The 21045-nt window shown below is 57.5% G+C and carries 23 protein-coding genes; 20 read left to right on the top strand and 3 right to left on the bottom strand.

The features are described from left to right. Nucleotides 1-6 precede the first annotated feature (6 nt). The 13 genes from phnF to FDW97_RS02155 all read left to right on the top strand — a co-directional run bounded on the left by phnF (nucleotide 7) and on the right by FDW97_RS02155 (nucleotide 8710). Nucleotides 7-732, top strand: a complete 726-nt coding sequence (gene phnF, locus FDW97_RS02215; RefSeq protein ID WP_121529854.1) for a phosphonate metabolism transcriptional regulator PhnF — start codon at nucleotides 7-9, stop codon at nucleotides 730-732. Then, on the top strand, nucleotides 733-1185 hold the full coding sequence (gene phnG, locus FDW97_RS02210; protein WP_110496201.1) for a phosphonate C-P lyase system protein PhnG: 453 nt from the start codon (nucleotides 733-735) through the stop codon (nucleotides 1183-1185). Beyond that, nucleotides 1182-1766, top strand: coding sequence for a phosphonate C-P lyase system protein PhnH (gene phnH, locus FDW97_RS02205; protein WP_137350602.1), 585 nt, complete (start codon nucleotides 1182-1184; stop codon nucleotides 1764-1766). Before phnG ends, phnH begins: the two co-directional genes overlap by 4 nt. Continuing rightward, nucleotides 1766-2833 carry a carbon-phosphorus lyase complex subunit PhnI gene (locus FDW97_RS02200; RefSeq protein WP_137350601.1) on the top strand — a complete coding sequence of 356 codons (1068 nt, stop codon included), beginning with the start codon at nucleotides 1766-1768 and terminating at the stop codon, nucleotides 2831-2833. Before phnH ends, FDW97_RS02200 begins: the two co-directional genes overlap by 1 nt. Before the next feature lie 46 nt (nucleotides 2834-2879). Beyond that, nucleotides 2880-3671, top strand: a complete 792-nt coding sequence (gene phnJ / locus FDW97_RS02195) for an alpha-D-ribose 1-methylphosphonate 5-phosphate C-P-lyase PhnJ (protein ID WP_233638396.1) — start codon at nucleotides 2880-2882, stop codon at nucleotides 3669-3671. Next, on the top strand, nucleotides 3668-4426 hold the full coding sequence (gene phnK, locus FDW97_RS02190; protein WP_038636380.1) for a phosphonate C-P lyase system protein PhnK: 759 nt from the start codon (nucleotides 3668-3670) through the stop codon (nucleotides 4424-4426). Before phnJ ends, phnK begins: the two co-directional genes overlap by 4 nt. A 107-nt stretch (nucleotides 4427-4533) precedes the next feature. Continuing rightward, a complete protein-coding gene (gene phnL, locus FDW97_RS02185; protein ID WP_137350600.1) occupies nucleotides 4534-5214 on the top strand; it encodes a phosphonate C-P lyase system protein PhnL in 681 nt (226 codons plus the stop codon). Beyond that, nucleotides 5211-6347 (top strand): alpha-D-ribose 1-methylphosphonate 5-triphosphate diphosphatase, encoded by a 1137-nt coding sequence (gene phnM / locus FDW97_RS02180; RefSeq protein ID WP_137350599.1) that lies wholly within the window; start codon nucleotides 5211-5213, stop codon nucleotides 6345-6347. The genes phnL and phnM overlap by 4 nt, the downstream gene beginning before the upstream one ends. Before the next feature lie 2 nt (nucleotides 6348-6349). Further along, nucleotides 6350-6904 carry a ribose 1,5-bisphosphokinase gene (gene phnN, locus FDW97_RS02175; protein ID WP_038636371.1) on the top strand — a complete coding sequence of 185 codons (555 nt, stop codon included), beginning with the start codon at nucleotides 6350-6352 and terminating at the stop codon, nucleotides 6902-6904. Further along, nucleotides 6891-7325, top strand: a complete 435-nt coding sequence (phnO, locus tag FDW97_RS02170; RefSeq protein WP_038636367.1) for an aminoalkylphosphonate N-acetyltransferase — start codon at nucleotides 6891-6893, stop codon at nucleotides 7323-7325. The genes phnN and phnO overlap by 14 nt, the downstream gene beginning before the upstream one ends. 8 nt (nucleotides 7326-7333) lie before the next feature. After that, nucleotides 7334-8092, top strand: coding sequence for a phosphonate metabolism protein PhnP (phnP, locus tag FDW97_RS02165; protein WP_085049651.1), 759 nt, complete (start codon nucleotides 7334-7336; stop codon nucleotides 8090-8092). 82 nt (nucleotides 8093-8174) lie between these two features. Beyond that, nucleotides 8175-8426 carry a type II toxin-antitoxin system Phd/YefM family antitoxin gene (locus tag FDW97_RS02160; RefSeq protein WP_006688247.1) on the top strand — a complete coding sequence of 84 codons (252 nt, stop codon included), beginning with the start codon at nucleotides 8175-8177 and terminating at the stop codon, nucleotides 8424-8426. Continuing rightward, the gene (locus FDW97_RS02155) at nucleotides 8423-8710 is read left to right on the top strand and encodes a type II toxin-antitoxin system RelE/ParE family toxin (protein ID WP_085049650.1); all 288 of its coding nucleotides are present in this window, start codon (nucleotides 8423-8425) and stop codon (nucleotides 8708-8710) included. The genes FDW97_RS02160 and FDW97_RS02155 overlap by 4 nt, the downstream gene beginning before the upstream one ends. Here the strand turns inward: FDW97_RS02155 and yjdP are convergent. Further along, nucleotides 8707-9036 (bottom strand): DDRRRQL repeat protein YjdP, encoded by a 330-nt coding sequence (yjdP, locus tag FDW97_RS02150; RefSeq protein ID WP_069325126.1) that lies wholly within the window; start codon nucleotides 9034-9036, stop codon nucleotides 8707-8709. The genes FDW97_RS02155 and yjdP overlap by 4 nt on opposite strands. 69 nt (nucleotides 9037-9105) lie before the next feature. Further along, the gene (locus FDW97_RS02145; protein ID WP_137350598.1) at nucleotides 9106-11370 is read right to left on the bottom strand and encodes a hybrid sensor histidine kinase/response regulator; all 2265 of its coding nucleotides are present in this window, start codon (nucleotides 11368-11370) and stop codon (nucleotides 9106-9108) included. 114 nt (nucleotides 11371-11484) lie between these two features. On the opposite strand from FDW97_RS02145, the gene FDW97_RS02135 reads away from it, so the two are divergent. The 6 genes from FDW97_RS02135 to FDW97_RS02110 all read left to right on the top strand — a co-directional run bounded on the left by FDW97_RS02135 (nucleotide 11485) and on the right by FDW97_RS02110 (nucleotide 17704). Continuing rightward, entirely contained in the window at nucleotides 11485-13008 is a 1524-nt protein-coding gene (locus FDW97_RS02135; RefSeq protein WP_069325124.1) for a sugar ABC transporter ATP-binding protein, read from the top strand. Then, entirely contained in the window at nucleotides 13001-13996 is a 996-nt protein-coding gene (locus FDW97_RS02130) for a ribose ABC transporter permease (RefSeq protein WP_137350597.1), read from the top strand. Before FDW97_RS02135 ends, FDW97_RS02130 begins: the two co-directional genes overlap by 8 nt. An 88-nt stretch (nucleotides 13997-14084) precedes the next feature. Further along, entirely contained in the window at nucleotides 14085-15026 is a 942-nt protein-coding gene (locus tag FDW97_RS02125; RefSeq protein WP_042312943.1) for an ABC transporter substrate-binding protein, read from the top strand. A 118-nt stretch (nucleotides 15027-15144) separates the two neighbouring features. Further along, nucleotides 15145-15828 carry a D-lyxose/D-mannose family sugar isomerase gene (locus FDW97_RS02120; protein ID WP_085049648.1) on the top strand — a complete coding sequence of 228 codons (684 nt, stop codon included), beginning with the start codon at nucleotides 15145-15147 and terminating at the stop codon, nucleotides 15826-15828. Between the two features lie 14 nt (nucleotides 15829-15842). Beyond that, complete coding sequence (locus FDW97_RS02115; RefSeq protein ID WP_110496213.1) at nucleotides 15843-16703, top strand: ketose 1,6-bisphosphate aldolase; 861 nt, start codon at nucleotides 15843-15845, stop codon at nucleotides 16701-16703. Further along, nucleotides 16700-17704 carry a carbohydrate kinase family protein gene (locus FDW97_RS02110; protein ID WP_137350596.1) on the top strand — a complete coding sequence of 335 codons (1005 nt, stop codon included), beginning with the start codon at nucleotides 16700-16702 and terminating at the stop codon, nucleotides 17702-17704. Before FDW97_RS02115 ends, FDW97_RS02110 begins: the two co-directional genes overlap by 4 nt. 87 nt (nucleotides 17705-17791) lie before the next feature. Here the strand turns inward: FDW97_RS02110 and FDW97_RS02105 are convergent, their stop codons facing one another. Further along, a complete protein-coding gene (locus FDW97_RS02105; protein WP_042312951.1) occupies nucleotides 17792-18523 on the bottom strand; it encodes a response regulator in 732 nt (243 codons plus the stop codon). A 288-nt stretch (nucleotides 18524-18811) separates the two neighbouring features. On the opposite strand from FDW97_RS02105, the gene fdhF reads away from it, so the two are divergent. Then, nucleotides 18812-20959: a formate dehydrogenase subunit alpha gene (fdhF, locus tag FDW97_RS02100; protein WP_079225655.1), complete on the top strand. Its 2148-nt coding sequence runs from the start codon at nucleotides 18812-18814 to the stop codon at nucleotides 20957-20959. The last annotated feature ends 86 nt before the right edge of the window (nucleotides 20960-21045 follow it).

Here is a 21045-nt window from a genome sequence, read left to right as displayed (position 1 = left end):
ATTGCTATGCACTTGTCTACACATCCGACCAGTTATCCAACGCGTTATCAGGAAATTGCCGCGAGACTTGAGCAGGAGCTTCGTCAACATTATCGCTGTGGGGACTATCTGCCCGCCGAGCAGCAGCTTGCCGCGCGCTACGAGGTGAATCGCCACACCCTGCGCCGCGCCATTGACCAGTTGGTTGAGCGCGGTTGGGTTCAACGTCGCCAGGGCGTCGGCGTGCTGGTGCTGATGCGCCCGTTTGATTACCCGCTCAATGCCCAGGCGCGTTTCAGTCAGAACCTGCTGGACCAGGGTAGCCACCCCACCAGCGAAAAACTGCTGGCGGTGCTGCGCCCGGCCTCCAGCCATATTGCCGACGCGCTCAGCATTAACGAAGGCGACAACGTGATTCACCTGCGCACTCTGCGCCGGGTTAACGGCATCGCCCTGTGCCAAATCGACCACTATTTTTCCGACCTCACGCTGTGGCCGCTTATGCAGGGCTTTACCAGCGGTTCGTTGCATGACTACTTACGCGAACAGTCCGGTCTGACGCTCCTGCGCACGCAAACACGCATCAGCGCCCGCCGGGCCCAGGCCAAAGAGAGCAAGGTGCTGGAAATCCCCAACATGGCGCCGCTGCTGTGCGTGCGCACCCTGAACCACCGTGAAGGCGAAGAGCAGGCGGCGGAATACTCCGTCAGCCTGACCCGCGCCGACATGATCGAATTCACTATGGAGCACTGAATGCATTTCGATACCGCCACCCGCCAGCGCTGGATGCGCGCGCTGGCTTACAGCAATGCCGATGCGCTGAACGCCCGCATCAACGCGCTCAAACTGACGCCGGACTATGAACTTATCCGCGCACCGGAATGCGGACTGATGCAAATCCAGGCCCGCATGGGCGGTACCGGCAATCGCTTCTTTGCTGGCGACACCACGCTCACCCGCGCGGTGGTGCGCCTGACGAGCGGCACGCTGGGTTACAGCTACCTGCTGGGACGTAACAAACACCATGCCGAGCAGTGCGCGGTAATTGACGCCCTGCTGCAGGAACAAACGCATTTCCAAAGCTTAATGGAAACCTTGATTGTCCCGCTGGAAGCGGAACGCGATGCGCTGATTAGCGCACGCCGTGCCGAAATCAACGCCAGCCGGGTCGACTTCTTCACGCTGGTACGCGGAGATAACGCATGACCTTACAAACCGCTTTTAATTTACCCGTTCAGGATGCGCAGCAGAGCTTTCGTCGCCTGCTGAAAGCCATGAGTGAACCGGGCGTGATCGTCGCCCTGCATCAACTGAAACATGGCTGGCAGCCGCTGGGCCTGGCAACCACCAGCGTGCTGCTGACGCTGGTTGATGGCGACACGCCGGTCTGGCTGGCGCCGTCGATGGATAACGATATTGCCCGGCAGAATCTGCGTTTTCATACCAACGCGCCGCTGGTGGATCAGCCACAGCTGGCGGCATTTGCTGTCGCCGACGAACGCATCAGCAGCGAACAGCTAAACGCCCTCTCCGCCGGTTCCGCCGTCGCGCCAGAGACCAGCGCAACGCTGATTGTTCAGGTCTCTGGCTTAAGCGGCGGACGCATGCTGCGTCTGACCGGCGCCGGTATCGCCGAGGAACGCATGATCGCGCCGCAGCTGCCGGAATGCCTGATTCACGAACTCACCGAACGCCCTCATCCGTTCCCGCTGGGGGTCGATCTGATCCTCACCTGCGGCGAACGCCTGCTGGCTATTCCGCGAACGGCTCATGTGGAGGTGTGCTGATGTACGTCGCTGTCAAAGGGGGCGAAAAGGCGATAGCCAGCGCCCACGCCCTGCAGGAAAACCGACGCCGGGGCGAGGAGACCATTGCCGAACTGAGCGTCGCGCAAATCGAACAGCAGATGAACCTGGCCGTCGACCGGGTGATGACCGAAGGCGGCATCGCCGACCGCGAACTGGCGGCGCTGGCGCTAAAGCAGGCCAGCGGCGATAACGTCGAAGCCATCTTTTTGCTGCGCGCCTATCGCACGACGTTGGCAAAGGTGGCAGTCAGCGAACCGGTAAACAGTGCGGAAATGCGCCTTGAACGCCGAATCTCCGCGGTCTACAAGGACATTCCCGGCGGGCAACTGTTAGGTCCAACCTACGATTACACCCATCGCCTGCTGGATTTTACCCTGCTGGCCAATGGTGAAACGCCGCCGCTGCGCTGCGTGGATAACACGCAGGATGCCTCCCCGCACGTCTTTTCCCTGCTGGCAAACCAGGGGCTGGCAAAACGCGAAGAAGATAACGGCGACGCACCCGATGATATCACTCGCACGCCGCCGGTTTACCCGTGCTCGCGTGCCTCACGCCTGCAACAGCTGATGCGCGGCGACGAGGGCTATCTGTTGGCACTGGCCTACTCCACCCAACGCGGTTACGGACGCAACCACCCGTTTGCCGCCGAGATCCGCAGCGGCTACGTCGCGCTGGAAACCGTACCGGAAGAGCTGGGATTTGCGGTGAACGTCGGCGAACTGCTGATGACGGAGTGTGAAATGGTCAACGGCTTTGTCGCGCCAGAGAACGAATCTCCCCATTTTACCCGCGGCTACGGGCTGGTGTTCGGCATGAGCGAACGTAAAGCGATGGCGATGGCGCTGGTGGACCGTGCCTTACAGGCGGCCGAATACGATGAAACGGTCACGGGGCCGGCGCAGGACGAAGAGTTCGTGCTGGCGCATGCGGATAACGTCGAGGCGGCGGGTTTTGTATCGCACCTCAAACTCCCCCATTACGTCGATTTCCAGGCCGAACTGGAATTGCTCAAACGCCTGCAACAGGAGGCCGCCCGTGACCGCTAACCTCTCCGGCTACAACTTTGCGTATCTTGATGAACAGACCAAACGCATGATCCGCCGCGCCATTTTAAAAGCGGTAGCCATCCCCGGCTATCAGGTGCCGTTCGGCGGACGCGAAATGCCGATGCCCTACGGCTGGGGCACGGGCGGCATTCAGCTTACCGCCAGCGTGATTGGCGAACCGGACGTGCTGAAGGTGATTGACCAGGGCGCAGACGACACCACCAACGCCGTGTCGATCCGCAATTTCTTCAAACGCGTGACGGGCGTGGTGACGACGGAACGTACCGAAGACGCCACGCTGATCCAGACCCGCCACCGCATCCCGGAAACACCCTTGGTGGAAGATCAGATAATCATTTTCCAGGTGCCAATCCCTGAGCCACTGCGCTTTATTGAACCGCGCGAAACGGAAACCCGCACCATGCACGCGCTGGAAGAGTACGGCATCATGCAGGTGAAACTGTATGAAGATATCGCCCGCTTCGGCCATATCGCCACGACCTACGCCTATCCGGTGAAGGTCAATAACCGCTACGTCATGGACCCATCGCCCATCCCGAAATTCGACAATCCGAAGATGGACATGATGCCGGCCCTGCAACTGTTTGGCGCTGGTCGTGAAAAGCGCATCTATGCCGTTCCACCTTACACCCGCGTAGAGAGCCTCGATTTCGACGATCACCCGTTTACCGTGCAGAGCTGGGATGAGCCTTGCGCCATCTGCGGCTCTACCCACAGCTATCTCGATGAAGTGGTGCTCGATGACACCGGCAAACGCATGTTTGTCTGTTCCGACACCGACTACTGCCGCCAACAGAGCGAGGCTCTCAGCAAATGACGCAACCGCTGCTTTCAGTCAACAACCTGACTCATCTCTACGCGCCGGGCAAAGGCTTCAGCGACGTCTCGTTTGACCTGTGGCCTGGCGAAGTGCTGGGCATCGTCGGCGAGTCCGGTTCCGGCAAAACCACTCTGCTGAAATCAATCTCTTCACGTCTGACGCCACAGAACGGTGAAATTTTGTATCAGAACCGTTCGTTGTACGACATGAACGAGGCCGACCGCCGCCGTCTGCTGCGCACCGAGTGGGGCGTGGTGCATCAGCATCCGCTGGATGGCCTGCGCCGTCAGGTTTCCGCAGGCGGCAATATCGGCGAACGCCTGATGGCCACCGGCGCGCGCCACTATGGCGACATTCGCGCCACCGCGCAGCGTTGGCTGGAGGAGGTGGAGATCCCCGCCTCACGTATCGACGACCTGCCGACCACCTTCTCCGGCGGCATGCAGCAACGCCTGCAGATCGCCCGTAACCTCGTCACCCACCCGAAGCTGGTGTTTATGGATGAACCCACCGGCGGGCTGGACGTATCGGTACAGGCCAAACTGCTGGATCTGCTGCGCGGCCTGGTGGTGGAACTGGATCTGGCGGTGGTGATTGTCACCCACGATCTGGGCGTGGCGCGTCTGCTGGCGGACCGTTTGCTGGTGATGAAGCAGGGTCAGGTAGTGGAAAGTGGGTTAACCGACCGCGTGCTCGACGATCCGCATCATCCGTATACCCAGCTGCTGGTGTCGTCCGTATTGCAGAACTGATTTTTTGTTGTGCCCGATGGCGCTGCGCTTATCGGGCCTACCTGGATCGCACTTTTGTAGGCCGGATAAGGCGCAGCCGCCATCCGGCAAGAAATCTCGAGGCAAAAATGATTCGCGTTGAAAATGTCAGTAAAACCTTCGTGCTCCACCAGCAAAACGGCGTACGTCTGCCAGTGCTGCAAAACGCCACTCTGGCAGTGAAAAGCGGCGAATGCGTGGTGCTGCACGGTCATTCGGGCAGCGGTAAATCCACGTTGCTGCGTTCGCTGTACGCCAACTACCTGCCGGATGAAGGGCACATCCACATTCGCCACAGCGATGAATGGGTCGATCTGGTGCAGGCCCCGGCGCGCAAAGTGCTGGAAGTTCGCCGTTCAACCATCGGCTGGGTGAGCCAGTTTCTGCGCGTGATCCCCCGTGTCTGCGCCATGGATGTGGTGATGCAGCCGCTGCTGGATCTCGGCGTATCCCGTGAAGAATGCGCCGCGAAAGCCGCCAGCCTGTTAACGCGTCTCAACGTACCGGAACGCCTGTGGCACCTGGCGCCATCGACCTTTTCCGGTGGCGAACAGCAGCGCGTTAACATCGCCCGCGGGTTTATCGTCGATTACCCTATTTTGCTGCTCGATGAGCCGACCGCCTCATTGGACGCCAAAAACAGCGCTGCCGTGGTGGCGTTGATTGAAGAGGCGAAAGCCCGCGGCGCAGCCATTGTCGGTATTTTTCACGATCAAACCGTGCGCGACCGCGTAGCGGACCGTCTGCACCTGATGGGAACAACAGCATGATTATCAACAATGTAAAGCTGGTTCTGGAAGATGAAGTGGTGCAAGGATCGCTGGAAATTGCGGGCGGGGTTATTCGCGCCTTTGCCGAAACCCAGAGCCGTCTGCCGGAGGCTTTAGACGGCGAAGGCGGCTGGCTGCTGCCAGGGTTGATTGAGCTGCATACCGATAATCTGGATAAATTCTTCACCCCGCGCCCGAAGGTCGACTGGCCTGCCCACTCGGCGATGAGCAGCCATGACGCGCTTATGGTCGCCAGCGGCATTACTACCGTGCTGGACGCGGTGGCGATTGGCGACGTGCGCGACGGCGGCGATCGGCTGGAAAATCTGGAGAAGATGATCAACGCCGTGGAAGAGACGCAAAAACGCGGGGTCAATCGCGCCGAACACCGCCTGCATCTGCGCTGCGAACTGCCGCACCACACCACCCTGCCGCTGTTTGAAAAACTGGTCGGGCGCGAGCCGGTGACGCTGGTTTCACTGATGGATCATTCGCCGGGCCAGCGCCAGTTCGCCAATCGAGAAAAGTACCACGAGTATTATCAGGGCAAATATTCGCTCACCGACGAGCAGATGGCCCGCTATGAAGAAGAACAGTTGGCCCTCGCCGCACGCTGGTCACAGCCCAATCGTAACGCCATCGCCCAGCTTTGCCGCGAACGTAATATCGCGCTGGCGAGCCATGACGATGCCACCAGCGAACATGTGCTGGAATCGCACCAACTTGGCAGCGTAATCGCCGAATTTCCTACCACTTTCGCGGCGGCTGAAGCCTCGCGCCAGCACGGAATGAACGTGCTGATGGGCGCGCCAAACATCGTGCGCGGAGGATCTCATTCCGGCAATGTGGCGGCGCATAAGCTGGCTGAGCTGGGGTTACTGGATATTCTCTCCTCCGATTACTACCCCGCCAGCCTGCTCGACGCGGCATTTCGCGTAGCGGATGACGACGCCAACCGCTTTACGCTGCCGCAGGCGATTCGTCTGGTGACCCGCAATCCGGCGCGGGCATTGAATCTCGACGATCGCGGCGTTGTTGCCGAAGGTAAACGGGCGGATCTGGTGCTGGCACATCGCAAAGGCGGCAACATCCATATCGACCACGTCTGGCGTCAGGGCAAAAGGGTATTCTGACTATGGGGAAACTGATCTGGCTGATGGGGCCATCCGGCTCTGGTAAGGACAGTCTGCTGGCGGAACTCCGCCTGCAGGAACCCGCGCAACTGCTGGTGGCGCATCGATACATCACCCGTGCCGCTAACGCCGGGAATGAAAATCATATTGCGCTGAGTGAACAAGAATTTTTTACCCGCGCCGGGCAGAATCTGCTGGCGCTGAGCTGGCATGCAAACGGCTTCTACTACGGCGTGGGCGTGGAGATTGACCTCTGGCTGCACGCCGGTTTTGATGTGGTGGTCAACGGATCGCGCGCCCATCTGCCCCAAGCGCAGGCTCGTTATGGCGCGTCGTTACTTCCTATTTGCTTACAGGTTTCCCCAGCGATTCTACGCCAGCGTCTGCAGGCGCGTGGGCGGGAGAGTGAAACGGAAATCGCCGCCCGCCTTGAACGCGCGGCCCGCTACGCGCCGTATGACTGCCACGTCCTCAACAATGATGGCAGTTTGCTACAGTCTGTCGATACACTGCTCGCCCTGATGGGACGCAAGGAGAAGAAACATGTCTGTCTGTGAATTACGCCGCGCCACGCTCTACGATACCGATGCGGTTTACGCGCTTATCTGTGAACTCAAGCAGGGACAATTCGATCGCCAGACCTTTAGCGCCGGATACGCCGCGAATCTGCAAGATCCTAATATGCACTACCAATTGGCGCTGCTCGACGGAGAAGTCGTCGGCTTGATCGGTCTGCACCTGCAGTTTCATCTGCACCACGCCAACTGGATTGGCGAGATTCAGGAACTGGTGGTGATGCCACAGGCGCGAGGATTAACGGTAGGCAGTCAGCTACTGGCCTGGGCCGAAGCCACCGCACGCGAAGCTGGCGCAGAAATGACTGAGCTTTCCACCAGCACCCAACGCCTTAACGCGCACCGTTTCTACCAGCGCGAAGGCTATACCCAGAGCCATTTCCGCTTCACCAAACCGTTGTAGGGGGAGCCATGAGTCTGACCATTACGCTGACGGGAACCGGCGGCGCGCAGTTGGTGCCGGCATTTGGCTGCGGCTGCGCGGCCTGTCAGCGGGCGCGCGTACAGGCGCAATACCGTCGACGCCCCTGTAGCGGGGTGGTCAAATTCAATCATGCGGTAACCCTGCTGGACGCGGGGATCCCGCATCTGATGGACGACTGGCCAGCGGGCAGCTTTCAGCAATTTCTGCTGACCCACTATCATATGGATCATGTGCAAGGACTGTTTCCGTTGCGCTGGGGCGTGGGGGCGAGCATCCCGGTGTACGGTCCACCGGATGAGCAGGGTTGCGACGATCTGTTTAAGCATCCCGGTATTCTCGATTTTAGCCATACCGTTGCGCCGTTCGTGGTATTTGACCTGCAAGGGTTGCAGGTAACGCCGCTGCCGCTCAACCATTCAAAGCTGACGTTTGGCTATTTGTTCGAGACCGCGCACAGCCGGGTGGCGTGGTTCTCCGACACCGCCGGGCTTCCCGATAAGACGCAGAAGTTTCTCCACAATAACCCACCGCAGGTGATTATCATCGACTGCAGCCATGCCCCGCGCGCCGAACCGCCGCGCAATCATTGCGATCTCAATACCGTCATCGCGCTGAACGAGGTTATCCGCTGTCCAAGGGTTATCCTGACGCATATCAGCCATCAGTTTGATCTGTGGCTGATGGAAAATCCGCTGCCGACAGGCATCGAAGCAGGATATGACGGGATGGAGATTGTGCTGGATTAGCGATCACACACCATAATAAGACTTGTTAACAGGTCTTTTGCGTCCTATATTAAGACCAGTTAAACGGTCTTTAGGAGCCATTATGCCGCATATCATCTTAAGCGATACCACCGCCAGCGTGAGTGAGTTGAAAAAAAATCCTATGGCAACTGTCAGCGCAGGAGATGGCTTTCCGGTCGCCATCCTGAACCGTAACCAGCCCGCATTTTATTGTGTGCCAGCAGAGCTTTACGAAAAAATGCTGGATGCGCTGGACGATCAGCAACTGGTTAAATTAGTCCATGAACGTAGCCAACAACCCCTGGTGGATGTGGACCTGGACAGCTATTTATGAGTTATACGGTAAAGTTCAGGGAAGATGCGCTGAAAGAGTGGCAAAAACTTGATAAAGCTATTCAGCAGCAGTTTGCCAAAAAACTAAAGAAATGCTGTGAAAACCCGCATGTCCCTTCAGCAAAGCTCAGGGGAATAAAAGATTGCTATAAAATCAAACTACGAACTTCAGGGTTTCGTCTTGTTTATCAAGTTATTGACGACACCCTGGTCATCGCGGTCGTTGCCGTCGGTAAACGCGAGCGTAGTGAAGTCTATAACCTTGCCAGCGAAAGATTGCGCTAACGATCGTAATCCTCTTCCATTCTGCGTTCTTCGTCTTCTAACTGACGTCGTTCCTGATCAAGCTGACGCTGACGGTCATCCAGTTGGCGACGTCGGTCTTCAAACTGGCGACGGCGATTATCATACTGCCTGCGCCGATCGTCACTCATCTGACGCTGCCAGCTTTCATCACGAGCGTCATCATAATCCCGCCCGTTGTCCGGTTTGTATGCGTCGTTAATCGCCTGCTGAATATTGCCGATGGCATCATCGATAATATCCGCCTGCGCCGAAACGGTGGTCATCATCAGCAGAGAGAAAAGTAAGAATGTCGCCGAGCGTTGCATAAAACCAGCCTCATCAAGAAACTCACTCCACGGTAATCAAAGCGAATTTGCGCGAGTAGCGGAGGAATCTCAATTACGCGAATGCCGCAGCGCTTGCGCCAGTTCTGTGCGGGTAAAGGGTTTACGCAATAACGCCACATCCGGCAGCGCCGGGTTATGGGCCGGACGCAAATCCTGACCGCTCATCAGCAGGATGTTCAGTTGCGGATAATGTGCCTGGGCATGATTAACCACATCCACGCCGCTTAAACCACCGGGCAGCATGACGTCGCTGATAAAAATATCAATCTCGGATGAAGCTGCCAGCATATGCATCGCCTGTTCCCCGTTGGCGGCTTCTAATGTCAGGTAGCCCAGCAGGTGTAATTGCTCACACAACGTCTGGCGCACATCAGCCTCGTCCTCAAGCACCAGCACCAGTTTTTCACCACTATTAGCCGCGTGTTCCGCTATCGGTTCTGCCTCAGCCTGTACCGGTACTACGGCGCGAGGAAGCTGCAACCTGACCGTCGTTCCCTGCCCGGGAGCGCTTTCAATCTCCACACGCCCGCCGGACTGACGTACAAAGCCGTAGACCATTGATAACCCCAGCCCGCTGCCGCTGCCGGTCTGTTTGGTGGTGAAAAACGGTTCAAAGACCTGAGCTTTCACCTCCTGCGACATCCCGCAGCCCTGGTCGGCGACCTCCAGCATCACCATATCCTGCTTACGCCCATCGCTGCGCGTGACCCGCTGGTTCCAGGTACGGATTTTAATCGTGCCCGCCTGCCCGTCCATGGCGTCACGGGCGTTCATCACCAGATTGATAATGGCATTTTCCAGTTGGCTGACGTCAATCCACGCGGGCCAGGCGGGAGACTGGGCTTCAATCTCCAGCGTCAGCGTGGCCGGGAGCGAATGACGCATCAGTTCGCCCAAGTTTTCCAGCAGCGTTTTCAGCTCCACCGCGTGGGGATGCAAAGATTGCTTGCGCGAAAAGGCCAGCAGCCGCTGGGTAAGCAGCGCCCCGCGCTCGGCGGCTTTAAGCGCCCGATTGACCCGCGGCGCATCGGGTGAGTCTGGGTTCACCAGGTCCAGACTGCCAATAATCACCGCCAGCAGGTTATTGAAATCATGCGCTAATCCGCCCGTCAGTTGCCCCACCGCCTTCAGCTTTTGGCTGTGCAGCAGCGCCTCTTCCAGTTCCTGGCGCTCGGTGCGGTCGATTTCCATTTGGCTGGTTTTTTCTTTGAGTAATCGGGTGGTGTGCTCCAGCGAAGCGGTGTTACGGGCAAAGACACTAAAAGCGCGGGCCAGTTCGCCCAGCTCATCGCGCCGCTGCAGGGCCGGAACGCTGACGTCCGATTCACCGTGCGCCAGCCGGGTCATCGCCTGCGAAATTGCCGTCAGGTTAGAGCCGAGGTTGCGATAGATATACCAACCGGCAAAACCGGTAATCACTACGGCCAGCAACGCAAACACCATAATAAACAACGCGCCGGATTGCAGTTCCTGATGGCTTTGCGCCACCCGCTGCTCAGAAATCAGCGCCACCTGCGAGGCATATTGATTGATATCGCTATTAAGGATCGCCACCAGCGCTTTGATATGAAACATATACCAGTTGATCGCCAGATCGCTCTGCTCCAGCGCGGAAGAAAGCGGCTCCAGCTTATGCAATTCCTGATTGAAATCGTTGAGGATTCTGCTTATCAACGGGCTGGAGTGATGTAAAGGCAGCGCGGTCATCACGCTGTCGAGTTGTTTCACTACCGATCGCGGCGTGGGAGTCTCAATGGCGGCAACGATCAAGCGGTCTATTTGCCCCAGCAGCATGTCATCCTGCGCGCCGGTAAGCGTTTGCAGATGGCGCAAATAGCTTTGATTCTGATACAGCGAACTGAGCAGCGCGTTACGTTCCAGATGCCGCCGCTGTCCGCGCTGCAACATACCTTCCACACTGCTTTGTAACTCATTGCTGCGCTGGATAATACGCTCGACCAGCACCGGCTCCTGCTGCGCCAGCGGGGCGCCAGCCAGTTGTTGCAGCGAATGCTTCAGCGCCCGCTGGGTCTCCTGCAACCGCTCCGCTTCACCTTTGTATTCCAGCGCGCCGACAACCTGCGACAGCCGCACCGCCGCCGTTGCTACGTTCGCCGTATCACGCGCCAGGTTCATGCTGCCGGTCATGTCATCAACGGTTTGCTGCTGTACCTGCTCCTGAATTTGACTGGCATGCTGAAACCCCAGCACCGCCACGCCGCTCACCATCAGCGTGACCGCCACCACCAGCAGATTGAAGAACAGTAATCGTCCGCGCGCACTGGCGAAAAAGTGACGTCCCGGTTGCGGCATATCACGCTCCGTGAAGAAAAATCGCAATATGACAAATATGAACGGCTTCTGACATTTTGCATTTACATTCCTGTGATGGACTGCTGATATCGGCCACCCCACAGGAGATCCGCTATGAGCAGGACACCGGTTCTGGAGATGCGCAACATTGCCAAAGCGTTTGGCAAATTTTACGCGCTGAAAGGGGTCGATTTAACCGTCTGGCCGGGTGAGATTCATGCCCTGATGGGCGAGAATGGCGCGGGGAAAAGCACGCTGATGAAAATCCTCGCGGGCGCCTACACCGCCACCAGCGGCGAGATCCTGATTGACGGTCAGCCGTTCCACATTCGTGGGCCAAAAGATGCGCTCAGCGCGGGCATCACGCTGATTTACCAGGAGATGCAGCTGGCGCCCAACCTGACGGTGGCGGAAAATATCTTTCTTGGCAGCGAGCTGTCGCGCGGCGGTCTGGTCCAGCGTAAAGAGATGGTGCTGCAGTCGCAGAAAGTCATCGACCGACTCGGCGCCCAGTTTAAGGCCAGCGATCGCGTGATGACATTGACTATCGCCGAACAGCAGCAGGTGGAAATCGCCCGCGCTCTGCACCGTAACAGCCGCATTCTGGTGATGGATGAACCCACCGCCGCCCTCTCCTCACGTGAAACCCACCGCCTGTTCGAACTGATCATGCGCCTGCGCGATGAAGGGATGGCGATTATTTACATCAGCCACCGCATGGCCGAAGTGTACGAACTCTCCGATCGCGTCAGCGTCCTGCGCGACGGGCAATACGTCGGTAGCCTGACCCGCGACAAGCTCAACGCCCCTGAACTGGTGCGCATGATGGTGGGCCGTCCGCTAAGCGATCTGTTCAACAAAGAGCGCGATATTCCCTTAGGTAAAGCGCGCCTCAACGTCCACCACCTGACCGACGGTCATAAAGTCCAGCCGTGCAGCTTATTGGTGCGCTCCGGGGAGATCGTCGGCCTCGCCGGGTTAGTTGGCGCCGGGCGCTCCGAACTGGCGCAGCTGATTTTTGGCGTGCGTAAAGCCGTCGGCGGCATGATTGAAGTAGACGGTGAACCGGTGGTGATCCACTCCCCGCGCGAGGCGATTGATCACGGCATCGGCTTTCTGACCGAGAACCGCAAAGAACAAGGGCTGTTTTTAGAACTGGCGGCAGCAGAGAACATCACCATGGCGACGCTGGAGCGCGATGCCAACTGGGGTATGCTCGATCGCAAAAAGGCGCAGGCCATTTCCGATGACGCTATCAAACTGCTCAACATTCGCGTTCCGCACGCGCAGGTACGCGCAGGTGGGCTGTCCGGCGGTAATCAGCAAAAATTGTTGATCTCGCGCTGGGTGGCGATCGGCCCACGCATTTTGATCCTCGATGAACCCACGCGTGGGGTAGACGTTGGCGCGAAAAGCGAGATCTACCGGATCATGAACGACATGGCGCGCAAAGGCGTGGCGATCCTGATGATCTCCAGCGAATTGCCGGAAGTCGTTGGCATGAGCGATCGCGTGTACGTCATGCGCGAAGGCAGCATTGCCGGCGAGCTGAACGGACAAAGTATTACCCAGGAAAATATTATGACGCTGGCGACCGGCGTGAACGACTCCCATCATCAGGCGGTGCCCCATGAATAATCCAACCACTCCCCAGCAGGTGGCGAAATCCACCACCGCAAAAAAGATGCTGATGAGCGATCTGATGCAAACAGTCGGTATCTTGCCGATTTTGATCCTGATTGTGGCGGTATTTGGCTTTATCGCGCCCAACTTTTTCACCGAAAGCAACCTGCTGAATATTACCCGCCAGGCCTCGATCAACATCGTGCTGGCGGCTGGCATGACCTTCATCATTTTGACCGGCGGGATCGATCTCTCAGTTGGCTCGATTCTCGGCACCACCGCCGTTGCGGCGATGGTCGTTTCTCTTATTCCTGAGTTTGCCATGCTGTCGATTCCGGCGGCGCTGATGCTCGGCCTGGTGCTGGGGCTGTTTAACGGTGCGCTGGTGGCTTTTGCCGGGCTTCCGCCGTTTATCGTCACGCTTGGAACCTATACCGCGCTGCGCGGCGCGGCCTATCTGTTGGCCGATGGCACCACGGTGATTAACTCCAACATCAGTTTTGAATGGATCGGCAACAACTATCTCGGCCCGGTTCCGTGGCTGGTAATCATTGCGCTGGCGGTGGTGGTGGTGTGCTGGTTTATTCTGCGCCGCACCACGCTCGGCGTTCATATCTACGCGGTCGGCGGCAACATGCAGGCCGCACGCTTAACCGGGATCAAAGTGTGGCTGGTGCTGCTGTTCGTCTACGGCATCAGCGGTTTGCTTTCAGGTCTGGGCGGGGTGATGAGCGCCTCGCGGCTGTACAGCGCCAACGGCAACTTAGGTATGGGTTACGAGCTGGACGCCATCGCGGCGGTAATCCTCGGCGGCACCAGCTTTGTCGGCGGGATCGGCACCATCACCGGCACGCTGGTGGGGGCGCTGATCATCGCTACGCTCAACAACGGCATGACGCTGATGGGCGTCTCCTATTTCTGGCAACTGGTGATCAAAGGGGCGGTGATCATCATAGCGGTGCTGATCGACAAATACCGTACCCGACATCATCAAAGTGCATAGACAAGCTTACTGGCCTACCCCTTCGCAGGCCTGATAAGCGCAGCGCCATCAGGCGTATAACAACAATACCCTACGTGAGGAAACGAGTATGCGTTTGAAGCCATTAGTGACCGCGCTCTGTGCTGGCGCACTGCTTGCTGCAGCTCCGTTTGTGCAGGCAAAAGAACTGAAATCGATCGGCGTTACGGTGGGCGACCTGGCGAACCCATTCTTCGTGCAAATAACCAAAGGCGCGGAGCTGGAAGCACGCAAGCTGGCGGGTGATAGCGTCAAAGTGACGCTGGTCTCCAGCGGCTACGATCTCGGGCAACAGGTGTCGCAGATCGACAACTTTATTGCCGCCAAAGTCGACATGATCATCCTTAACGCCGCGGACTCCAAAGGCATCGGTCCGGCGGTAAAACGCGCGAAAGACGCCGGGATTGTGGTGGTGGCCGTTGACGTGGCGGCGGAAGGCGCAGACGCGACCATCACCTCCGATAACACTCAGGCGGGTGAAATGGCCTGCAAATACATTACCGACCGTCTGAAAGGGAAAGGCAACGTCGTCATCATCAACGGACCACCGGTTTCCGCCGTCCAGAACCGTGTGGAAGGTTGCCAGACCGAGTTCAAACGCCATCCGGACATCAAAGTGCTGTCGTATAACCAAAACGCCAAAGGCAGCCGCGAGGGCGGGCTGGAGATCATGACCGCGCTGCTGGCGGCAAATCCGAAGATCGACGGTGTATTCGCCATTAACGATCCCACGGCGATCGGTGCCGATCTGGCGGCAAAACAGGCACAGCGTAACGAATTCTTTATTGTCGGCGTCGACGGATCGCCAGACGGTGAAGAGGCGCTGAAGCGCGAAAACTCATTATTTGTGGCGACGCCAGCACAAGATCCGCAGGTGATGGCTGCCAAAGCGGTCGAAATCGGCTATGACATACTGCAGGGGAAACCCGCCCCAAAAGAGCCCGTGCTGATCCCGGTGACAATGATCGATAAAAACAACGTTGCCAATTATAAAGGTTGGACGGTGAAATAACCCGCCACAGCAACGCCGGATAGCGGCAAAATGCCTTCTCCGGCCTACAAGATCGGTATCAATTTGTAGGCCGGAGAAGCGCAGCGCCATCCGGCATTATTCTAAGGAGAATTCTGCGATGAAACGCTCCGCAATAAACGAAATCCTTGGCCACACGCGCCAGTTTTTTTCTCTGCACGACGTGCACCTCCCCCCTTTCGCCAGTTTCCCGCCGACCCAATGGCGCAAGCTTGATGCCTCTGCCTGGAGCGAAGTTTTCGACCTTAAGCTCGGTTGGGATGTCACCGCATTTGGCGGCAACAATTTCGCCGCGCAAGGGTTAACGCTGTTCACCCTGCGTAATGGTTCGCCGAAAGGTATGCCTTACGAGAAATGCTACGCCGAGAAAATCATGCATGTTCGCGAGGCGCAGGTCACGCCGATGCATTTTCACTGGCGCAAACGCGAAGATATTATCAATCGTGGCGGCGGTAATTTAATTGTGGAACTGTGGAATGCGGGGCTCCGGGAGCAAACAGAGGATAGCGACGTGAACGTGGTGATTGATGGCTGTCGGCAAACCCATGCCGCGGGCAGCCAACTACGCCTGACGCCGGGGGAGAGCATCTGCCTGCCGCCGGGCCTGTATCACAGCTTCTGGGCGGAAAAAGGTTTTGGCGACGTGCTGGTTGGCGAGGTCTCATCTGTTAATGACGACGACCACGATAACCATTTTCTGCAACCTATCACCCGTTATAACGACATTGAAGAAGATGAACCGGCGCAGCTGGTGCTGTGTAACGAGTATCGCCTGTTCCGCTAACCAAGGAGCGCATTATGCCGTTAATATCCCTCGCCGATGGCCTGGCCCATGCCCGCGAGCACCGCTATGCTTTAGGCGCGTTTAACGTTCTGGACTCACATTTCCTGCGCGCCCTGTTTGCCGCGGCTAAACAGGAACGTTCGCCGTTCATTATCAACATCGCCGAAGTACATTTTAAATATATCTCGCTGGATTCTCTGGTCGAAGCGGTCAAATTTGAAGCCGCCAGGCACGACATTCCGGTGGTGCTGAACCTTGACCACGGCCTGCACTTTGAGTCAGTGGTGCGGGCGCTACGCTTAGGTTTCAGTTCAGTGATGTTCGATGGCTCCACGCTGGAGTATGAAGAAAATATCCGCCAGACCCGCGAAGTGGTGAAGATGTGCCACGCCATCGGCGTCTCGGTGGAAGCCGAACTGGGCGCAGTGGGTGGCGATGAAGGCGGCGCGCTGTACGGTCATGCTGACGAATCGTTGTTTACCGACCCGATGATGGCGCGTGATTTCGTCGACAGAACCGGAATTGACGCGCTGGCGGTCGCCATTGGCAATGCGCACGGCAAATATAAAGGCGAACCGGTGCTAGACTTCCCGCGTCTGGACGCTATTCGCCAGCAGGCGGCGATCCCGCTGGTACTGCACGGCGGCTCCGGCATCAGCAATGACGATTTCAAGCGCGCAATTGAACTCGGTATTCACAAAATCAACTTCTACACCGGCATGTCGCAGGCGGCGCTGACAGCGGTAGAGTCACGGATGGCCAATCGCCAGCCGCTGTACGACGAGTTTGCCGAACTGCTGCTGGCTATTGAAGAGGCCATTACCGATACCGTTTCAGAACAAATGCGCATTTTTGGCAGCGCGGGGCAGGTCTGATGGAACGCAAAGGCGTTATCGCCGCAGGCAACATGCTGGTCGATCATGTCCATCAAATTGTGCAATGGCCGGAACGCGGCTGGCTGGCGGAAATCACTCGAAGCGAACGCGCCACGGGTGGTGCGCCGCTGAACGTGCTGCTGACGCTGGCGAAAATGCACACCGGATTGCCGCTGCAGGCGGTGGGGTTAATCGGTCAGGACAGCGACGGCGACTACATCATGGCGATGCTGGAGCAGTATCACGTTAATCGCCAGCATGTGCAGCGCACCACATTCGCCCCCACGTCGATGTCGCAGGTGATGACCGACCCCAGCGGGCAGCGAACCTTTTTTCACTCGCCCGGCGCCAATCGACTACTGGACTTACCCGCCTTTGAGCAACTGGATACCTCGATGAAAATCTTCCATCTTGGCTATCTGCTGCTGCTCGACAGTCTGGACATGCCGGATGAGGAGTACGGGACGCGTAGCGCACGGCTGCTGGCGCAAATGCGCGACAACGGCTTTGAAACGTCCCTGGATCTGGTGTCGCGTAAGGGCGACCCGCGCTACCAGCCTCTGGTGATGCCGGCCCTGCGCCATCTCGACTATCTGGTGATTAACGAGCTGGAGGCCGGAGAGTTCAGCGGGCTGGAGATTCGCCAGCCCAACGGCGAGCTGCATATTCCCCATATCGCTACCGCCGCGCGCGAACTGCTGGATGCAGGCGTGCGCCAGCGGGTGGTGATTCACTGTCCGGAAGGCGCCTGGGGTGAAGAACCGGATCGAGCCGGCATCTGGATACCGTCACAGTTACTGGCGCAAGAAGAGATTGTCGGCAGCGTCGGCGCAGGAGATGCGTTTTGCGCCGGATTTTTGTATGGCTGTCATGAGCGCTGGTCGCTGGCAGACAGCATCAGACTGGCACACGCCTGTGCGCGCGCAAGCCTGCTGTGCGCCAACGCGATAGATGGCGCGAAAACGCTGACAGAGTTAAAAGCGACTATGGCTGATGGCTGATGCGCTGCGCTTATCTGGCCTACGGGGCCGTTATCGCTTTTGTAGGCCGGATAAGGCGTTTACGCCGCATCGGGCAACTGCGCACGCTCACGCCGCCTTATCGTGATGCTGCACATCGGCGGCAAACACGTAGCCCAGCCCACGCAGGGTTTTGATCAGCATTGGCTGGTGCGGGTTGTTCTCTATTTTGCGCCGCAGCCGCATGATTAACACATCAATGGTGCGGTCAAATACCTCAACGCTGTCGCTGCGCGTCAGTTCCAGCAATTGCTCGCGGCTGAGCACCCGACGAGCGTTTTGCGCCAGCGCCAGCAGCAGGCTGTACTCACCCTGCGTCAGTTCCACCTTCAGTTGCTGAGGATTATGTAACTGGCAACCGGCGGTATCCAGATGCCAGCCATTAAAGGAAAGCCCCGTGGTTTGCGGGCTGCCGCTTTCAGGCGTCAACACGCCCACGCGTCTGAGCACCGCCTTTACCCGTGCCACCAGCACCCGCGCATTGAACGGTTTCCCAATATAGTCGTCAGCGCCCATTTCCAGCCCGACCACCACATCCGACTCACTACCTAAGCCCGTCAGCATGACTACCGGTAATCCGGGCCTCATCTTTTGCACCTGCTGCAGCACCATCAGACCGTTGATATCGGGCAACATCATGTCCAGCAATACCAGAGCAATATCCGGCTGAGTCTCAATGCAGCGCAGCGCCTCCTGTCCGCTATGGCACGCGCTCACTGCAAAGACGTGCTCGCTCAGCACATCCTGTAATAGCGTGCAGACAGCCTCGTCATCATCCACAACCAGTATGGCTGGCTTCATTGTTTTTCCCCATTTCTGGCCAACTTAAATGAGTGTGATTGATTCTGCACAGAGTGACAGCGATAAGGCACAAGGATATGCGGGAAACATAACCTCGGTCACACTGCCGGACCGTCACGTATTGGAGATTCGTCACGTCAAATATGACGACAGCCTGTTTTTCGTCAGAGTTTTGACCAAAAATCGCCCGTAATATCGACTAATGCCCCTGAAAAAAACATGGCATAAAAGATGCATAAGCAAAGCGACAAGCGCGTATGCGCGATTTGATTAACTGGAGCGAGACCGATGAAAAAAGTCGTCACGGTTTGCCCATATTGCGCATCAGGTTGCAAAATCAACCTGGTGGTCGATAACGGCAAAATCGTCCGGGCTGAGGCGGCGCAGGGGAAAACCAACCAGGGTACCCTGTGTCTGAAGGGCTACTATGGCTGGGATTTTATTAATGATACCCAGATCCTGACCCCTCGTCTGAAAACCCCAATGATCCGTCGCCAGCGTGGCGGCAAACTGGAATCTGTTTCCTGGGATGAAGCGCTGAATTACGTCGCCGATCGCCTGAGCGCCATCAAAGCGAAGTACGGCCCGGACGCTATTCAGACGACCGGTTCATCTCGCGGTACAGGTAACGAAACCAACTATGTAATGCAAAAATTCGCGCGCGCCGTTATTGGTACCAATAACGTCGACTGCTGCGCTCGCGTCTGACACGGCCCTTCGGTTGCAGGTCTGCACCAATCGGTCGGTAACGGCGCAATGAGTAATGCTATCAATGAAATTGATAACACGGATTTAGTGTTCATCTTCGGGTATAACCCGGCGGATTCCCACCCGATCGTGGCGAATCACGTGATTAACGCTAAACGTAACGGGGCGAAAATTATCGTCTGCGATCCGCGCAAAATTGAAACCGCGCGTATTGCCGACATGCACATTGCGTTGAAAAACGGCTCGAACATCGCGCTGCTCAACGCCATGGGGCATGTCATCATCGAAGAAAAACTGTACGACCAGGCGTTCGTCGCCTCCCGTACGGAAGGATTCGAAGAGTACAGCAAGATTGTCGAAGGCTATACGCCGGAGTCCGTCGAAGATATCACGGGCGTTAGCGCGCACGATATTCGTCAGGCTGCACGTATGTACGCCACGGCGAAAAGCGCGGCAATTCTGTGGGGCATGGGTGTGACCCAGTTCTATCAGGGTGTGGAAACCGTGCGTTCACTGACCAGCCTCGCGATGCTGACCGGTAACCTCGGTAAGCCAAGCGTGGGCGTTAACCCGGTTCGTGGCCAGAACAACGTTCAGGGCGCATGCGACATGGGCGCGCTGCCGGATACCTATCCGGGCTATCAGTACGTGAAATTCCCGGAAAACCGCGAGAAATTCGCTAAAGCCTGGGGCGTGGAAAGCCTGCCTGCGCATACCGGCTATCGCATCAGCGAACTGCCGCACCGTGCGGCGCATGGCGAAGTGCGCGCGGCGTACATTATGGGTGAAGATCCATTACAGACCGATGCTGAGCTCTCCGCTGTGCGCAAAGGCTTTGAGGATCTGGAACTGGTCATCGTGCAGGATATCTTCATGACCAAAACCGCCGCTGCCGCAGACGTTATTTTACCGTCTACGTCATGGGGCGAGCATGAAGGCGTCTTCTCTGCGGCGGACCGTGGCTTCCAGCGCTTCTTTAAAGCCGTTGAGCCGAAGTGGGATCTGAAAACGGACTGGCAGATTATCAGTGAAATCGCCACCCGTATGGGCTACCCGATGCACTACAACAACACCCAGGAAATCTGGGACGAGTTGCGTCATCTGTGCCCGGATTTCTACGGCGCCACTTACGAGAAAATGGGCGAACTGGGCTATATCCAGTGGCCTTGCCGCGACACCTCAGATGCCGACCAGGGTACGTCTTACCTCTTCAAAGAGAAGTTTGACACCCCGAACGGCCTGGCGCAGTTCTTCACCTGCGACTGGGTAGCGCCAATCGACAAACTCACCCCAGAGTACCCGATGGTACTGTCGACGGTGCGTGAAGTCGGCCACTACTCTTGCCGTTCGATGACCGGTAACTGTGCGGCGCTGGCCGCGCTGGCGGATGAGCCGGGCTATGCCCAGATCAACACCGCTGACGCAGAGCGTCTGGGTATTCAGGATGAAGATCTGGTGTGGGTTAACTCACGTAAAGGCCGGGTTATTACCCGCGCGGCAGTCAGCGATCGTCCAAACAAAGGCGCGATTTACATGACCTACCAGTGGTGGATTGGGGCATGTAATGAACTGGTAACCGAGAACTTAAGCCCGATTACCAAAACGCCGGAGTACAAATACTGTGCCGTTAACGTTGAACGCATTGCCGATCAGCGCGCTGCCGAGCAGTATGTTATTGATGAGTACACCAAGCTGAAAGCCAGCCTGCGCGAAAGCGCGATGGGTTAAGCCTGAGCCTACGGCCTCCATTCGGAGGCCGTTTTTTTATGCACGCGATCTCTTTATACTGTCTACTCCGTACCCTAAATAAAACT

This window comes from Citrobacter sp. wls708 (genome assembly GCF_005281255.1).
GTDB lineage: Bacteria > Pseudomonadota > Gammaproteobacteria > Enterobacterales > Enterobacteriaceae > Citrobacter > Citrobacter werkmanii.
Note: the sequence above shows the minus strand (reverse complement) of the source record. Positions and strands in the feature narration are given on the sequence as shown.

Coding starts and splice junctions, on each gene's coding strand:
- phnF (WP_121529854.1), top strand. CDS start 7: ATGCACTTGTCTACACATCCGACCAGTTATCCAACGCGTTATCAGGAA.
- phnG (WP_110496201.1), top strand. CDS start 733: ATGCATTTCGATACCGCCACCCGCCAGCGCTGGATGCGCGCGCTGGCT.
- phnH (WP_137350602.1), top strand. CDS start 1,182: ATGACCTTACAAACCGCTTTTAATTTACCCGTTCAGGATGCGCAGCAG.
- FDW97_RS02200 (WP_137350601.1), top strand. CDS start 1,766: ATGTACGTCGCTGTCAAAGGGGGCGAAAAGGCGATAGCCAGCGCCCAC.
- phnJ (WP_233638396.1), top strand. CDS start 2,880: ATGATCCGCCGCGCCATTTTAAAAGCGGTAGCCATCCCCGGCTATCAG.
- phnK (WP_038636380.1), top strand. CDS start 3,668: ATGACGCAACCGCTGCTTTCAGTCAACAACCTGACTCATCTCTACGCG.
- phnL (WP_137350600.1), top strand. CDS start 4,534: ATGATTCGCGTTGAAAATGTCAGTAAAACCTTCGTGCTCCACCAGCAA.
- phnM (WP_137350599.1), top strand. CDS start 5,211: ATGATTATCAACAATGTAAAGCTGGTTCTGGAAGATGAAGTGGTGCAA.
- phnN (WP_038636371.1), top strand. CDS start 6,350: ATGGGGAAACTGATCTGGCTGATGGGGCCATCCGGCTCTGGTAAGGAC.
- phnO (WP_038636367.1), top strand. CDS start 6,891: ATGTCTGTCTGTGAATTACGCCGCGCCACGCTCTACGATACCGATGCG.
- phnP (WP_085049651.1), top strand. CDS start 7,334: ATGAGTCTGACCATTACGCTGACGGGAACCGGCGGCGCGCAGTTGGTG.
- FDW97_RS02160 (WP_006688247.1), top strand. CDS start 8,175: ATGCCGCATATCATCTTAAGCGATACCACCGCCAGCGTGAGTGAGTTG.
- FDW97_RS02155 (WP_085049650.1), top strand. CDS start 8,423: ATGAGTTATACGGTAAAGTTCAGGGAAGATGCGCTGAAAGAGTGGCAA.
- yjdP (WP_069325126.1), bottom strand. CDS start 9,036: ATGCAACGCTCGGCGACATTCTTACTTTTCTCTCTGCTGATGATGACC.
- FDW97_RS02145 (WP_137350598.1), bottom strand. CDS start 11,370: ATGCCGCAACCGGGACGTCACTTTTTCGCCAGTGCGCGCGGACGATTA.
- FDW97_RS02135 (WP_069325124.1), top strand. CDS start 11,485: ATGAGCAGGACACCGGTTCTGGAGATGCGCAACATTGCCAAAGCGTTT.
- FDW97_RS02130 (WP_137350597.1), top strand. CDS start 13,001: ATGAATAATCCAACCACTCCCCAGCAGGTGGCGAAATCCACCACCGCA.
- FDW97_RS02125 (WP_042312943.1), top strand. CDS start 14,085: ATGCGTTTGAAGCCATTAGTGACCGCGCTCTGTGCTGGCGCACTGCTT.
- FDW97_RS02120 (WP_085049648.1), top strand. CDS start 15,145: ATGAAACGCTCCGCAATAAACGAAATCCTTGGCCACACGCGCCAGTTT.
- FDW97_RS02115 (WP_110496213.1), top strand. CDS start 15,843: ATGCCGTTAATATCCCTCGCCGATGGCCTGGCCCATGCCCGCGAGCAC.
- FDW97_RS02105 (WP_042312951.1), bottom strand. CDS start 18,523: ATGAAGCCAGCCATACTGGTTGTGGATGATGACGAGGCTGTCTGCACG.